We start from the raw sequence: 13,773 nt of genomic DNA, 5'->3' as shown, positions 1-13,773 counted from the left end.
GCGACGCGAAGCTGCTCGACGATCCCGCCATTCCCGTGGCGTATCGCGGCCTCGACCGGTTCGAGGCGCGCAGCCGCATCGTCGCCGACCTCCAAGCCCAGGGCCTGATCGAGACGATCGAGCCGCACACGCATACGGTTCCGCATGGCGACCGGTCCGGCGTGGTGATCGAGCCCTATCTGACCGATCAGTGGTTCGTCGATGCGAAGACGCTCGCCGCGCCCGCGATCGCGGCGGTGGAATCCGGGCGCACCCAGTTCGTGCCGCGGCAGTGGGAGAACACCTTCTTCGCCTGGATGCGCGACATCCAGCCCTGGTGCATCTCGCGCCAGCTCTGGTGGGGCCACCAGATCCCGGCCTGGTACGGGCCGGATGGCGAGATCTTCGTGGCGCACGAGGAGACCGAAGCGAAGCGCCTCGCCGCTGGGAAGTATGGCCACGAGGTCGAGCTCGTGCGCGATCCGGATGTGCTCGACACCTGGTTCTCCTCCGCGCTCTGGCCGTTCTCGACGCTCGGCTGGCCGGAAAAGACGCCCGAGCTCGCCAAGTACTACCCCGGCGAGGTGCTGGTCACCGGCTTCGACATCATCTTCTTCTGGGTCGCGCGGATGATGATGATGGGGCTGCACTTCATGAACGATGTGCCGTTCCGCACCGTCTACGTGCATGCGCTGGTGCGCGACGAGCGCGGCCAGAAGATGTCGAAATCGAAAGGGAACGTCATCGATCCCTTGGCGCTGATCGAGAGATACGGCGCGGATGCGCTGCGCTTCACGCTCACCGCGATGGCGGCGCAAGGGCGCGACGTGAAGCTCTCGCCGCAACGGGTGGAGGGCTACCGCAATTTCGGCACCAAGCTCTGGAACGCGGCGCGGTTCTGCCAGATGAACGCCTGCGCCCCGGTGCCGGGCTGGGACCCCGCTTCGGCGTGCACGACGTTGAATCGCTGGGTCATCGGACGGCTCGCCGAGGCGGCGCGTTCGGCATCCGAGGCACTGGAGCAGTTCCGCTTCGATGCCTACGCGAACGGGCTCTACCACTTCGTCTGGGGAACGTTCTGCGACTGGTATCTGGAACTGGCGAAGCCGGCGCTGAGCGGCGCCGACGAAGCGGTGCAGGCGGAGACGCGCGCCACGGCGGGCTTCGTGCTCGATGCCACGCTGGCGCTCCTGCATCCGGTGATGCCGTTCGTCACCGAGGAGATCTGGCTCGCGATGGCCGAGCGCGGTCCGGGCCCGTGCGAGGGCGGGCGCAGCCTGATGACCGAGCCCTGGCCGGATCCGGCCGCACTGCCGCGCGATCCGGCCGCCGAAGCCGAGGTGGATTGGGTGGTGCGGCTGATCTCCGAGGTGCGCACCATCCGCAGCGAGAGCAACGTCCCGCCCGGCCGCGCGATTCCGCTCGCGCTGAAGGACGCGGCCCTAGCCACGCTGGAGCGGCTCGGCCGCTGGACCGACGCGGTGCTGCGGCTCGCGCGCCTCTCCGAGGTTGCCCCGCTCGCCGGCGAGGTGCCGAAGGGCGCCGCACAGGCGGTACTGGACGAGGCGACGCTGGTGCTGCCGCTCGCCGACGCGATCGACCTCGCCGCCGAGCGCGCGCGTCTGGCCAAGGAGATCGCGCGCCAAGCGGACGAGCTGAAGCGGCTCGACGCCAAGCTGTCGAACCCCGCCTTCGTCGCCCGCGCGGCCGAGGAGGTGGTGGTGGAGAGCCGCGAGAAGCGGGCGGCGGCCGCCGAGACGAAGGCGCGGCTGGAGGCGGCGCTCGCGCGCCTCGCCGTGTGACCGTCAGCCCTCCTCCGGCGCCGGCGGGAACAGATCCTCGATCCGGACGCTGATCCCCGGCGGGTCGAGCGCGAGCACGCCGCCGGCGAAGATGCGCGGGGCGAGTGTCTCGCCCTCGGTGCGCTGGTGGTGCACCACGATCCGCTTGGCCGCATCGATGATCAGGTAATGCCGGATCGACGTCACGCGGAAATAGCCGACCAGCTTCGTGGTCATGTCGCGCTGGTTGGTCGACGGCGAGACCACCTCGACCACGATCAGCGGATGCGAGGCCGCGATCGCATCCGGGGCGAGGCGCTCGCCGCACTGCACCAGTACGTCCGGCTCGTAGGCCGAGCCGTCATCGATCTCGACGGTGAGACCATCGGGAAACACTTCACAGCCGGTTCCGCGGCCGGCCAGAGCGTCGCGAAGGGCGAGGCAGGTGCGCAGCTTGGTGCGAACGTGAAGCGCACGCTTGGGCGCCATGGCGATGACCCGGCCGTCCTCAAGCTCGAAGCGCCCGTCGCGCTGGCGTTCCGCCCAGGCGTAGAACTCGCCGAGTGTCAGGGTCTGCGACGGAAGAGCGACGGCGGTCGACACAGGCACTCCATCTTGACAGTGATCAAGCCTAGCACGCCGGAGCCCCGCTTGTCGCGCCGGCGGCCGCGGGGGAAAGTGCCAGCCGACACGATCAACGGAGGAACGCATCGCATGGGCGCGTGGGACAAGAGCCGTCTGCCGAGCCGGCATTCCACCGTCGGGCCCGGCCGCGCACCGCATCGCAGCTACTACTATGCGATGGGGCTGTCGAAGGACGAGATCGCGCAGCCCTTCGTCGGTGTGGCGACCTGCTGGAACGAGGCTGCGCCCTGCAACATCGCGCTCGCCCGCCAGGCGCAGAGTGCCAAGCGCGGCGTGGCCGAGGCGGGCGCGACACCGCGCGAGTTCTGCACCATCACCGTCACCGACGGGATCGCGATGGGGCACCAGGGCATGAAGTCCTCGCTCGCCTCGCGCGAGGTGATCGCGGACTCGATCGAGCTCACCGTGCGCGGCCATGGCTATGACGCGCTGGTCGGACTCGCGGGCTGCGACAAGACGCTACCCGGCGTGATGATGGCGATGCTGCGGCTGAACGTGCCGTCCGTGTTCATGTATGGCGGCTCGATCCTGCCTGGAAAATTCCAGGGCCGTGACGTCACCGTGCTCGACGTGTTCGAGGCGGTCGGCCAGCACGCCGCCGGCCGGATGACCGACGCGGAACTGGAGGAGCTCGAACGCGTCGCCTGCCCGGGCGCCGGCGCCTGCGGCGGCCAGTTCACCGCCAACACCATGGCGATGGTCTCCGAGGCGATCGGGCTCGCGCTGCCCGGCTCGGCCGGCGCGCCGGCGCCGGTCGAGGAGCGCGACGTCTACGCGCTGCGGTCGGGCCAGGCGGTCGTGGAGCTGCTCCGCCGCAACCTCCGCCCCCGCGACATCGTCACCCGCGAGGCGCTGGAGAACGCCGCCGTGGTGGTGGGTGCGACCGGCGGCAGCACGAACGCCGCGCTGCATCTGCCCGCGATCGCCCATGAGTGCGGCATCCGCTTCACGCTGCGCGACGTCGCCGCGATCATGAAGCGCACGCCCTACATCGCCGATCTGAAGCCCGGCGGGCGCTACGTCGCCGCCGATGTGCACCGGATCGGCGGCGTGCCTGTGGTGATCAAGGCGCTGCTCGATGCCGGACTGCTGCACGGCGATTGCCTGACCGTCAGCGGCAGGACGCTCGCCGAGAACCATGCCGATATCGCGTTCCCGACCGACCAGGACGTGGTGCGCCCGGTCTCCGACCCGCTCTCGCCGACGGGCGGCGTGGTCGGGCTGTTCGGCAACCTCGCACCCGACGGCGCGATCGTGAAGGTGGCGGGCATGAAACAGCTCCGCTTCGAAGGCCGCGCGCTCTGCTTCGACTGCGAGGAGGATGCGTTTGCCGCCGTGCAGGCGCGCGCCTACCAGCCGGGCGACGTGATCGTCATCCGCTACGAGGGGCCGAAGGGCGGCCCGGGGATGCGCGAGATGCTGTCCACCACCTCGGCGATCTACGGCCAGGGCATGGGCGACAAGGTCGCGCTGATCACCGACGGGCGCTTCTCGGGCGCCACACGTGGTTTCTGCATCGGCCATGTGACGCCCGAGGCCGCGGTCGGGGGCCCGATCGCGCTGCTCGAGACCGGCGACCGCATCGTCATCGACGCCGAGAAGGGCACGCTGGAGGTCGCGCTCTCGGGCGAGGAGCTCGATCAGCGGCGCGCGAAGTGGCAGAAGCGCGAGACGATCTACGCTGCGGGCGCGCTGTGGAAATACGCGCAGCTCGTCGGGCCCGCGCACGAGGGCGCGGTGACGCACCCGGGCGCGCGCGTCGAGCGGCACGTCTACGCAGATCTCTGACGCGTGACGGTTGAACCGGAGCGGCGGCGGCCACTACGGTGCCGTCCTCGGAAAGGGAGGACATCGCGATGACCATTGTGCCAGGACGCCGCGCTCTGCTGGCAGGGACCGCCGGGCTGCTGCTGCCGATCGCCGCCGGCGCCCAGTCGACCTGGCCGACGCGGGCCATCACCATTGTCAATCCGTATCCGCCGGGTGGGCTGACCGACACGGTGACGCGGCTGATCGCCGAACGCCTCGCCGCCGAGATCGGCCAGTCCGTGGTGGTGGAGAACCGTGCCGGAGGCGGTACCACGATCGCGATCAATTCCGTGCTGAGCGCGCCGGCGGACGGGCACACCCTGCTGATGGGCGCGGCCGCGCTCGCCATCTATCCGTCGCTCCAGCCGAACCTGACGCCGCGGGAACCGCTGAAGGTGCTGGAGCCGATCGGCCTCGGCTACCGCAGCGCCTTCGTGCTGCACGTCCATCCCTCGCTGCCGGTGAAGACGGCGGCCGAGTTCATCGCCCACGCCAAGGCCAATCCGGGGAAGATCGACTTCGGGTCGAGCGGCCTCGGCGCGGTGAACCATCTCGCCGTCGAGCTCCTGCGCGTGATGGAGGATATCGACGTGAATCACGTGCCGTATCGCGGCGGCGCGCCCGCGCTGCTCGATCTCCGCGCCGGGCGCATCCAGGCGATGTGGCAGGCGGTGCTGGAGGCGCTACCTTCGGTGCGCGATGGCGCGACGCGGCCGCTCGCGTTCAGCGGGCTTCAGCGCGTTGCCGTGCTGCCGGATGTGCCGCCGATGGCCGACACCGTGCCCGGCTTCGACGCCACCTTCTGGCAGGGGCTGTTTGCGCGCACGGGCACGCCGGCGCCGGTGATCGCGCGGCTCGAGGCGGCTCTGCGCACGGTCACGGCCGATGCGGCGTTGGCCGAGCGCCTCGCCCAGATGGGCGTGCAGCTCGAAGGCAGCACGGCGGCGGGGCTGCGCGAGCTCGCCGAGCGTGACAGCGCGATGTGGGGCCGCGTGATCCGCGAGCGTGGCATCAAGCTGGAGTAGGGCCGCTCAGCGCTGGCGCCGCTCCTCGGTCCACGCGCTTGGCTTGGCCTGGTCGAGCGGCACCTCGGCACCGAGCCCCTCGACGAAGGCCACGCCCTGGTCGGGATAGACGCAGATCTCGTGCGGCACGCGGTCGCCGAACGCCCAGATGACGAGGTCCTCGGTGCCGGTGTTCTCGAAGCCGTGCGGCTCGGGATCGCCCGGCAGGTAGCACACCGCATCGCCCGGACCGACAGGGATGCGCTGCTCGCCGTGGTGCAGCGTGCCGCGGCCGGACATCACCACCAGGATCTCCTCCTGGAACAGATGCCGGTGCCGGCGCGAGGACCAGTGCCCGGGCGCGACCGTCTGGATCGCAAGCCCGATGCGCCGGCTGCCGAGCGTGCGGCCGATATCCGCCATCCGCCCGCCGATCGGTGGCTCGAAGGCGTAGGCGAAGGGCGCGATCTCCGCGATGTTGCGCATCCGCAGCGTCATCTCACGCCTCCAGCGCACACCAGACCGGCGTGTGGTCCGACGGGCTGTCCTTGCCGCGCGGGCCGCGATCCACCGCGCAGGCGGAGAGGCGCTGCGCCGCGTGCGGCGAGAGCAGTAGGTGGTCGATCCGAAGCCCGTGGTCGCGCGGCCACGCACCGGCCTGGTAGTCCCAGTAGGAGTAGCCGGCCTCGTCGGGATGCAGCGCGCGGAACGCGTCCGTCCAGCCCTGCCAGAGCAGCGTGCGCCAGGCGGCGCGGCTCTCGGGCTGGAGCAGCGCATCCGCCGCCATGGCACGCTCGTCCCACACGTCGAGCGGCGTGGGACAGACATTCCAGTCCCCGCCGATCACCACTGTCCGCTCCTCCTCGAACAGCGCGGCGGCACGCGCCTGCATCCGCTCCATCCAGGCGAGCTTGTAGGTGAACTTCTCGGTGCCGACCGGATTGCCGTTCGGCGCATAGACGCAGGCGACGACGAGGCCGCCGATCTCGGCCTCGAGGTAGCGCGCCTGAGGATCGTCGTCGCCATCAGGCAGGCCGCGCATCCGCTCGGTGGCGGGGTCGCGGCTCAGGATCGCCACGCCGTTATAGGATTTCTGGCCGGCGACCAGCGCGTGGTAGCCGGCCTCCTCCACCTCGGCGCGCGGAAACCCGCCCTCCTCGACCTTCAGCTCCTGGAGCAGCACGACGTCCGGCGCGCCCTCCGCCCGCAGATAATCGAGCAGGTGGGCCTTGCGCGCGCGGACCGAGTTGACGTTCCAGGTCGCGATCTTCACCGGGTGCGGCCGGTCACATCGCGAAGGAGGTGCCGCAGCCGCAGGAGGCGGTCGCGTTCGGGTTGCGCACGGTGAAGTGCGCGGCGATCAGCCCCTCGTCGTACTCGACCTCCGAGCCCGCCAGCAGGTCGAGCGAGACCTCGTCCACCACCAGCTTGACTCCGTCACGCTCGAACACGCGGTCGTCGTCGTTCAGCGTCGCGTCGAGCGCGAAGCCGTACTGGAAGCCGGAGCAGCCGCCGCCCGAGACGGCAAGCCTCAGCATCAGCGCTGGGTTGCCCTCGGCGGCGATGATCTCGGCGAGCCGTCGCGCCGCCGAGGCGGACAGCGTGACAGCGCGGGTTGCGTCGAGCGTGTCCATCAAGGTACCTCCGCCATTAAAGATCGGGATCGACCCGCCCCATGTCAAACCGCCGCCATTGCACGGCAACGATGCCGGGGAGGATGATCCGCGCCCATGTTCGCCCGCTACCCCCATCCGATCGCCCCCTGGGCCGTGCCGCCCGACCGTACCCGCGGCCGGCTCTTCCCCGAAACCCCGAGCGAGGGCAGGGGGCCGTTCCAGCGCGACCGTGACCGCATCATCCACTCCACCGCCTTCCGCCGCCTCAAGCACAAGACCCAGGTCTTCGTCGCGCACGAGGGCGACCACTACCGCACCCGCCTGACCCACTCGCTCGAAGTGGCACAGATCGCCCGCTCGATCGGGCGGCGGCTCGCGCTGAACGAGGACCTCGCTGAGGCCCTCGCGCTGGCGCACGACCTCGGCCACCCGCCCTTCGGCCACGCCGGCGAGGAGGCACTGAACCAGGCCATGGCGGCCGACGGCGGCTTCGACCACAACGCGCAGGCCGTGCGCGTCGTCACCCGACTCGAGCGCCGCTACCCCGCCTTCGACGGCCTGAACCTGACGGCGGAAACGCTCGAGGGGCTCGCCAAGCACAACGGCCCCGTCGCTCGGCCGCACCGCCATCTCGCCGACTTCTGCACCGCGCTCGACCTCGACCTCGCCACTTGGCCCTCGGCCGAGGCGCAGGTCGCTGCGCTGTCCGACGACATCGCCTACACCAATCACGACCTCGATGACGGACTGCGCGCCGGCATGTTCGCGCTTGACGAGCTGCGCGACCTGCCGCTGGCAGGGGATGCGATCGCTGAGGCAGAGGCGAAATACCCCGGCATCGCGGCCGATCGGCTTCATCACGAAACGATCCGTACCCTGATCGGCGCGATGGTGCACGACGTCGTCGCCGAGAGCTCCGCGCGGCTGAAGCGCGCGGCCCCGAGCTCGCCCGACGCCGTGCGACAGCTCGGCGCGCCCGTGATCGCGTTTTCAGCGCCGATGCAGGCGGCGAACGCCGAAATCAAGGCGTTCCTGATGGTGCACATGTACCGCCATCACCGCGTGAACCGCATGAGCGCGAAGGCGCGCCGGGTGGTGCGCGAGCTGTTCGAGGCGTTTCGTGCCGATCCCGGCTGCCTGCCGATGGAGTGGCAGGGCGGGGATGTCACGTCCGTCTGCGACTATGTCGCCGGCATGACGGATGGGTACGCGCTCGATGAGCACCGCAGGCTGTTCGACATCTCAACAAGAGCATGACCGGGGGGCAATTGGCCCCCCGGACCCCCCATTCCCCAAGAATCCGGGCTACGGTACCTCCACGTCCATCAACGGGCCGTAGTGCTGGCAGCCCAGGATGTCCCAGTCGCCGGGGCTGCCTGACGGACGCGAACGGTAGATCGTGAACTTGATCGCATTCGCCGGATCGAAGGTCACGAAGTCCGAGATGCGCGACGGCTCGATCCCGTAGAGCCGCGCCACGCTCTCGCGCGTGATCGCCCCACTCGCCACCACGCGCCGATAGCTCGCCGCATCCGGGAAGATGATGTCGAACGTGATCTGGTTCACCCCCGCGTTCTTGCTGCGGATCGTCTTCGCGATCTCCTCGAGCCGCGCCATCGTCAAACCCCCGCCTCGTCCATATGCACCGGGAACAACGCCGCCGGATCGTCCACCGCCACCACGTGGTTCACGTTCCACACATAACCGGGCGAGGAGCGCATCGTCTCCTTGGTGGTCGCAGCGAGCCCGCTCGATCCCTTCGCCCCCGGAATGCGCGCGAGGAAGAACATCCGCACCGCGAAATCCGTCAGCTTCAGCGCCCCCGCATCCGTCTCCGCCAGCCCCTCCACCACGATGCAGAGCTCGTGCGGTGCGGCGCTGCGCACGGGCTCCAGCTCCTTCAGCACGCCGTTGCGGCCGAACACGTGGAAGTGGAGCTCATGCCCCGCGTTGCCGAAGCGCGACCGCACCGCCTCGCGGCACCAGGCGATCGCCGCGTCGATGTTGCGGATCACATGCGGATCGCGCACCGCGACGATGCCCATGTAGCGCTCGCCCACCTTGCGCGCGCCCTCCAGCTTCACCTTCGGCGACGCATCCGGCAGCCAGCGCGCACCGGTGATGCGACAGCTCCGCTCATCGGCGGGCTCGTAGCGGCATTCGCTCATGTCCAGCGTGCCGCCGAGCGCGTGCTCGTAGAACGGACTGGCGCGCTCATACATCGAATGGCCCGCCGCCGAGGCCACTGTCACGCGCTGACCCGTATGGCAGGCGGTGATGACGATGTCGTCCTCCGAGATCGTGCCGATCACCGTCTCCTTGCCCATGAACGGCTCGGCCACCAGCGATGCGCACTCGATCATCTTGCCCATGTGATAGGCGAGCGCCTCCGGGAACCCGGCACGGATGCAGGGGGCCGCCGTGAACGCCACGTCGCCGCAGCGCCCGCCGACGATCACCTCCGCGCCCATCTCCATCAGCCGGAGGAACGGATCCACACCGGCGACGGCGACGATCCGGCTTGCGGCCCGCGCCTCCTCCGCGGTCAGATCCGGGAATCCGCCCAACCCCTCGATCCGCTCGCCGCCCGCGAGCCGCGTCTCGATCCAGCCAGCCGGCACCTCCGAGTAGAACCAGCCGATTCGGAAGCGCGGGATGCGATGCTGCTCGGCGATCTCGCGCAGCATCCGCACCGTCTCGTCCACGCCGTGGTTGCTGCCCGAATCCCCCGCCGAGCCGATGATCAGCGGAATGCCGCGCGCGCGCGATGCGGTCAGGAACAGCTCCAGCTCCTCGCGGTGGAACTGCCCGAGCATCAGGTTCTCGCCGAGATAGACCGGCCCCGGATCGGAACTGCCGCCATCCGCCACCAGAACGTCGGGCATCGTCTCGATGCCGCGGAAGAAGCTCTCCTGTCCCGAGGGCGCGGTGCCGAGATGGCCGGTGGAGATCATCACGCGCATCGTCCTGCGCCTCGCGTCCATTCACTCTGTCCTTTCCGATGTCAGCGCGTCGTCAGGGCCCGGCGCGCGCGCAGCGTCTCGGTGGCGATCCCGACCGCGGCCACGCCCGCGCCAGCGGCGAGCAGCGCCATGCTCGGCGCGAGCAGCAGCACCCCCGCGCCCAGGTAGATCAGCCGCAGCAGCGCATTGAGCCGCGTGCGGAACCAGCCGAAGAACCCCGCCGCCATGAGCAGCGCGCCGGCGCCGCCGCTGACGGCCGCGATCAGCACCTCGACCGCCGGGCCGCGCGCGATCAGCGCCGGGTTCAGCACGAAGAAGAACGGCACCAGGAACGCGACGAAGCCGAGCCGCATCCCCACTAGCGCGGTGCGGAACCAGTTCCCGCCCGCGATGTTCGCCGCGATCACGCAGGCCGTGCAGGTCGGCGGCGTCACGGACGCCAGCGTCGCCCAGTAGAGCAGGAACATGTGCACTGCGGCGACGTCGAGCCCGAGCCGCACCAGCGCCGGCGCGATCAGCGCGGCCGAGAGGATGTACGTCGCCGTCACCGGCAGCGGCGCGCCGAGTAGCAGCGGGATCAGCGCCGCGACCGCGAGCGCGCCGACGATGTTGCCCGCGCCGAGGTCGAGGATGATGCTGCTCACCTTGGGCGCGACGCCGGTCAGCCCGAGCAGCGCGGTGAACATCGACACCGCCACCAGCACCGGCGCCACCTGCGCCACCGCGGTGCCGCCCTTCGCCAGCGCGTCGATGAGGGCGAGCGCGCGCAGGCGCAGCCCCGCGCGCGAGCGATCGGCCGCCAGGAACAGCGCCATCACCGACACGCAGGCCCAGAACCCGGCCTCCGTCAGGCTCGCGCCGGAGAACAGCAGGAACAGCAAGAGCCCGATCGGCACGAACAGTGGCGCGAGACGGCGCGGCGTCAGCACCTCGCGCGGCTTCGGCAGGTCCGCGGCCGGCACCGGCGCGAGCCCCGCCCGCTCGGCCTCGAAATGCACGCCGGCGAGGATGCCGATGTAGAACAGCAGGCACGGGATCGCCGCCCAGCCGATCACGTGCAGATACGGAACGTTCAGGAAGTCCGCCATGATGAAGGCGGCGATCCCCATCACCGGCGGCGTGATGCCGCCGCCCGTGGACGACATCGCCTCCACCCCGCCGGCGAAGTCGGGCTGGTAGCCGAGCCGGCGCATCAGCGGGATCGTGTAGTTGCCGGTGACCGAGACGTTCGCCACCGCGCTGCCCGAGATCATGCCGAACAGCGCGCTTGCCACCACGCCGACCTTGGCCGGCCCGCCGATCCGCCGCCCCGCGATCAGCAGCGCGAGGTCCATGAAGGTCTGCCCGCCGCCCGTCGCCTGCAGCAGCGCGCCGAACAGGATGAAGATCGCGACGAAGGTGGCTGAGGTGCCGGTGAGCGAGCCGAACAGCCCGCCCGAGGAGAAGTAGAGCTGCTCGATCACGTAGCCGAGCGGGAAGCCGGGATGCACCCAGATCCCCGGCATCAGGGGGCCCACGAACACGTAGCCGAAGGCGAGCAGCACCATGATCGGGATCGCCGCGCCGGCACCCCGCCGCGCCGCCTCCAGCACGATCAGGCTGAGCGCGGCGCCGAGCACGAGATCGATCGGCTCGGCCACCGCGGCCAGCGTGATGATCGCCTCCCACTCGGCATAGACCGGCAGCGTCGCCGCCGCGGCGAGGGCGACCATCACCGCATCGGCCGCGAGCAGCGTCCACAGCAGCCGCGGCGCGCGCAACGCCGGCACCGCGAACAGGATCGCGGCGGTGGTGAGCAGCACGTGCAGCGCGCGAAGCTGCATGTCGAACAGCCCGGCCCAGACCGGCACGACGAGCTGGAAGGACGCGAGCGCGAGCCCGCTCCACCAGGCGGCCGCGCGCCGCGCCGGTTCGGCCGGGTGCGTCATGTGCCGCTCAGCGCGGGCCACTGTACTCGGCCGGAATGAAATCGGCCGGCACGTCGATGCCGCGTTCCTTGGCGAACTGGATCACGCCGGCGTGGAAAGATAGCCCCTGGCCCTGCGGCGTCTGGGCGAAGGCGTCGCGCACCGGATCGAGCCCGGCGGTGGGCGGGAAGGCGGTGTTGATATCCTCCCACCCGGCCGCTACCGCGCGCATGATGCGGTGGCCGGTCTCCTGGGTCATGCGTGTGCTCGCCATCACCATCACCGCCGAGCTCAGCTCGTTCAGCGGCCCGACCTCCGGCAGCTCGCGGATGCCGCCCTTCGGCGTGGCGATCAGCGTGTCGAGCGGCTCGCGCGCCTGGATTGCGGTTGCCTGGTCGTCGGTGAAGCCGATCGCCGTCAGCGGCGTGGAGTAGTGCAGCGCCAGCATGCCGGCGTCGAACCGATCGTGCGGGCTCCCCTTCACCATGCCGATGATCCGGCCCGAGCGGATCTGCGCCGTCGTGTCCTCCAGCGAGCCGGGATTCATGGTGATGCCGGTGCGGAACAGCGTGTTCGCCTCCACCGCCCGGGTCATGTCGCGCGTGCCTGGCACGCCGGGGCCGAAGGCGTGGCCCTTGAGGTCGGACCAACTGCGGATGCCGTGCCGCTGCGCCGCGTCGGCGCGCACATAGACGCGCGCGACATTGATGTTGCGCATGAACATCAGCCGCACGTCCTCCCAGGCGCCGACGCGCGCGAAGCCGCCCGTGCCGGTGCGCACGGCATGCGCGGTCGCCGGGCTGCCCGAGATCGAGAAGTCGAGCACGCCCTGGCGCATCAGCCGCGCGTGATCGAAGCCGCCGCCGCCCTCCACCGTGGTGACGCTGATGGCCGGATCGTGCTTGCGCACCGCGGCGGCGAGTGCCACCGCGAAGGCATACACGCCCGACGACGCCGCGACGCTGCCGAGCGACAGCGTCACCGGCGCCTGCGCGCTCGCGCGTCCCCCGATCGCGGCGAGCGCGAGCCCGCCCGTGCCCGCGGCGAGGAGAGTGCGCCGCCGGATCGTTCCTGTTGTGACCATCGTGTCCTCCCTTGTGCCGTCAGGTCGGCTGGAAGTAGCGCTCGCGTTCGGCGAGCGATTCGAAGTCGGCGAGTGCCTCGGCCGCCTGGGCCGGCTTCGCGCGCGCGACCGCGTCGATCAGCGTGTTGATCAGGATCAGCGGCGCGGCGTGGAACGCGACGAAGGAGGCGGACTCCGCCGGGGCGTAGAGCCCGACATCGCCGCGCAGCGCCGAGAACGGGCTGTCGGTGACGACGATCGTGCGGGCACCGCGCTCCTTGGCGAGCGCGAGCAGCGCACCGAGGGCGCGCAGGTAGCGCGGGAAGCCGATCGCCACTAGGCAGCCATCGGCGCCGAGCCGGGCGGCGCGGTCGGTCGCCTCGGAGGTGGTGGCGTCGAGCCGCGTGACCGGCCGGCGCAGCTTGTCGAGCGCGAACCAGAGATGGGCGGCGAGCGAGGCCGTGCTGCGCGCGCCGGCGATCAGGATTTCGCGCGCGCCGGTCAGGATCGTGACCGCCTCGGCGAGCGCGGTCGGGTCGTGGCTCTCCTCGAGCGCGGCGATGTTCTCGCGCTCCTTGGCGATGGTGCGGGCGAGCGGCGTGTCGGCCGGGTCGGCGAGCCGGAGCCGGTCGGTGCCCTTGAGGTCCGCGCGCACGATGCGGCGGATTTCCTTCTGCAACGCGGGGTAGCCGCTGTAGCCGAAGGCGTTGGCGAAGCGCACCACGCTCGCCTCGCTGACGCCGGTCTGGCGCGCGAGCTCGCTGATCGTGGCGAAGGCGACAGACTGGTAGTTGCGCAGCACGTGGCGGGCGAGCACGCGCTGCGTCTTGGGCAGCGTGTCGCTGCGCTCGTCGAGCGCCTGCATCAGCGGGAGTTGCGCGGCTGTGCCCATGCAGGACGGAATGAAAGCAGTTTTTCAGAAGGGCACAAGATGAAAAATGGCTTGCGCTTTGACGCGGAAGGAAGGGCATGAGAAAGGGCCGGGGGGCCATTGGCCCCCCGGACC

Annotated in this window: 13 protein-coding genes; 4 read left to right on the top strand and 9 right to left on the bottom strand. The window is 70.5% G+C overall.

What is annotated here, in order from left to right; translation table 11 throughout:
- The coding region (locus ACTIFU_RS17920) for a valine--tRNA ligase (protein WP_439579686.1) at window positions 1–1,781 on the top strand (1,781 nt) is incomplete at its 5' end.
- Window positions 1,782–1,784: 3 nt separating this feature from the next.
- Here the strand turns inward: ACTIFU_RS17920 and ACTIFU_RS17915 are convergent.
- The gene (locus ACTIFU_RS17915; protein ID WP_439579685.1) at window positions 1,785–2,363 is read right to left on the bottom strand and encodes a Uma2 family endonuclease; all 579 of its coding nucleotides are present in this window, start codon (window positions 2,361–2,363) and stop codon (window positions 1,785–1,787) included.
- A 111-nt stretch (window positions 2,364–2,474) separates the two neighbouring features.
- Here ACTIFU_RS17915 and ilvD point away from each other — a divergent pair, with 111 nt between their 5' ends.
- Both ilvD and ACTIFU_RS17905 read left to right on the top strand, forming a co-directional pair.
- On the top strand, window positions 2,475–4,193 hold the full coding sequence (gene ilvD / locus ACTIFU_RS17910; RefSeq protein ID WP_439579684.1) for a dihydroxy-acid dehydratase: 1,719 nt from the start codon (window positions 2,475–2,477) through the stop codon (window positions 4,191–4,193).
- Between the two features lie 68 nt (window positions 4,194–4,261).
- The gene (locus tag ACTIFU_RS17905; RefSeq protein ID WP_439579683.1) at window positions 4,262–5,239 is read left to right on the top strand and encodes a Bug family tripartite tricarboxylate transporter substrate binding protein; all 978 of its coding nucleotides are present in this window, start codon (window positions 4,262–4,264) and stop codon (window positions 5,237–5,239) included.
- Window positions 5,240–5,245: 6 nt separating this feature from the next.
- Here ACTIFU_RS17905 and ACTIFU_RS17900 read toward each other — a convergent pair whose 3' ends face one another.
- From ACTIFU_RS17900 to erpA, 3 genes are read right to left on the bottom strand one after another with little or no spacing between them, the layout of a single operon-like run.
- Window positions 5,246–5,716 (bottom strand): cupin domain-containing protein, encoded by a 471-nt coding sequence (locus ACTIFU_RS17900; protein WP_439579682.1) that lies wholly within the window; start codon window positions 5,714–5,716, stop codon window positions 5,246–5,248.
- 1 nt (window position 5,717) lies between these two features.
- A complete protein-coding gene (gene xth, locus ACTIFU_RS17895) occupies window positions 5,718–6,491 on the bottom strand; it encodes an exodeoxyribonuclease III (protein WP_439579681.1) in 774 nt (257 codons plus the stop codon).
- Between the two features lie 13 nt (window positions 6,492–6,504).
- Window positions 6,505–6,852: an iron-sulfur cluster insertion protein ErpA gene (gene erpA / locus ACTIFU_RS17890; protein ID WP_439579680.1), complete on the bottom strand. Its 348-nt coding sequence runs from the start codon at window positions 6,850–6,852 to the stop codon at window positions 6,505–6,507.
- Window positions 6,853–6,948: 96 nt separating this feature from the next.
- Here erpA and ACTIFU_RS17885 point away from each other — a divergent pair, with 96 nt between their 5' ends.
- Window positions 6,949–8,091 (top strand): deoxyguanosinetriphosphate triphosphohydrolase, encoded by a 1,143-nt coding sequence (locus ACTIFU_RS17885; RefSeq protein ID WP_439579679.1) that lies wholly within the window; start codon window positions 6,949–6,951, stop codon window positions 8,089–8,091.
- Window positions 8,092–8,139: 48 nt separating this feature from the next.
- Here ACTIFU_RS17885 and ACTIFU_RS17880 read toward each other — a convergent pair whose 3' ends face one another.
- The 5 genes from ACTIFU_RS17880 to ACTIFU_RS17860 are packed head-to-tail and all read right to left on the bottom strand — an operon-like array spanning window position 8,140 to window position 13,659.
- Window positions 8,140–8,451: a DUF4387 domain-containing protein gene (locus ACTIFU_RS17880; RefSeq protein ID WP_439579678.1), complete on the bottom strand. Its 312-nt coding sequence runs from the start codon at window positions 8,449–8,451 to the stop codon at window positions 8,140–8,142.
- Between the two features lie 2 nt (window positions 8,452–8,453).
- Window positions 8,454–9,818 (bottom strand): acyclic terpene utilization AtuA family protein, encoded by a 1,365-nt coding sequence (locus ACTIFU_RS17875; protein WP_439579677.1) that lies wholly within the window; start codon window positions 9,816–9,818, stop codon window positions 8,454–8,456.
- Between the two features lie 20 nt (window positions 9,819–9,838).
- Window positions 9,839–11,725 carry a TRAP transporter permease gene (locus ACTIFU_RS17870; RefSeq protein WP_439579676.1) on the bottom strand — a complete coding sequence of 629 codons (1,887 nt, stop codon included), beginning with the start codon at window positions 11,723–11,725 and terminating at the stop codon, window positions 9,839–9,841.
- Between the two features lie 7 nt (window positions 11,726–11,732).
- Complete coding sequence (locus ACTIFU_RS17865; RefSeq protein WP_439579675.1) at window positions 11,733–12,788, bottom strand: TAXI family TRAP transporter solute-binding subunit; 1,056 nt, start codon at window positions 12,786–12,788, stop codon at window positions 11,733–11,735.
- A 19-nt stretch (window positions 12,789–12,807) separates the two neighbouring features.
- A complete protein-coding gene (locus ACTIFU_RS17860; RefSeq protein WP_439579674.1) occupies window positions 12,808–13,659 on the bottom strand; it encodes a MurR/RpiR family transcriptional regulator in 852 nt (283 codons plus the stop codon).
- Window positions 13,660–13,773: the final 114 nt, after the last annotated feature.

It is taken from the genome of Elioraea sp., from assembly GCF_051860475.1.
In the GTDB taxonomy this organism is placed as follows: Bacteria; Pseudomonadota; Alphaproteobacteria; order Acetobacterales; family Acetobacteraceae; genus Elioraea.
The sequence above is the reverse complement of the archived record's forward strand: the minus strand, read 5'-3'. Positions and strand labels throughout refer to the sequence as shown.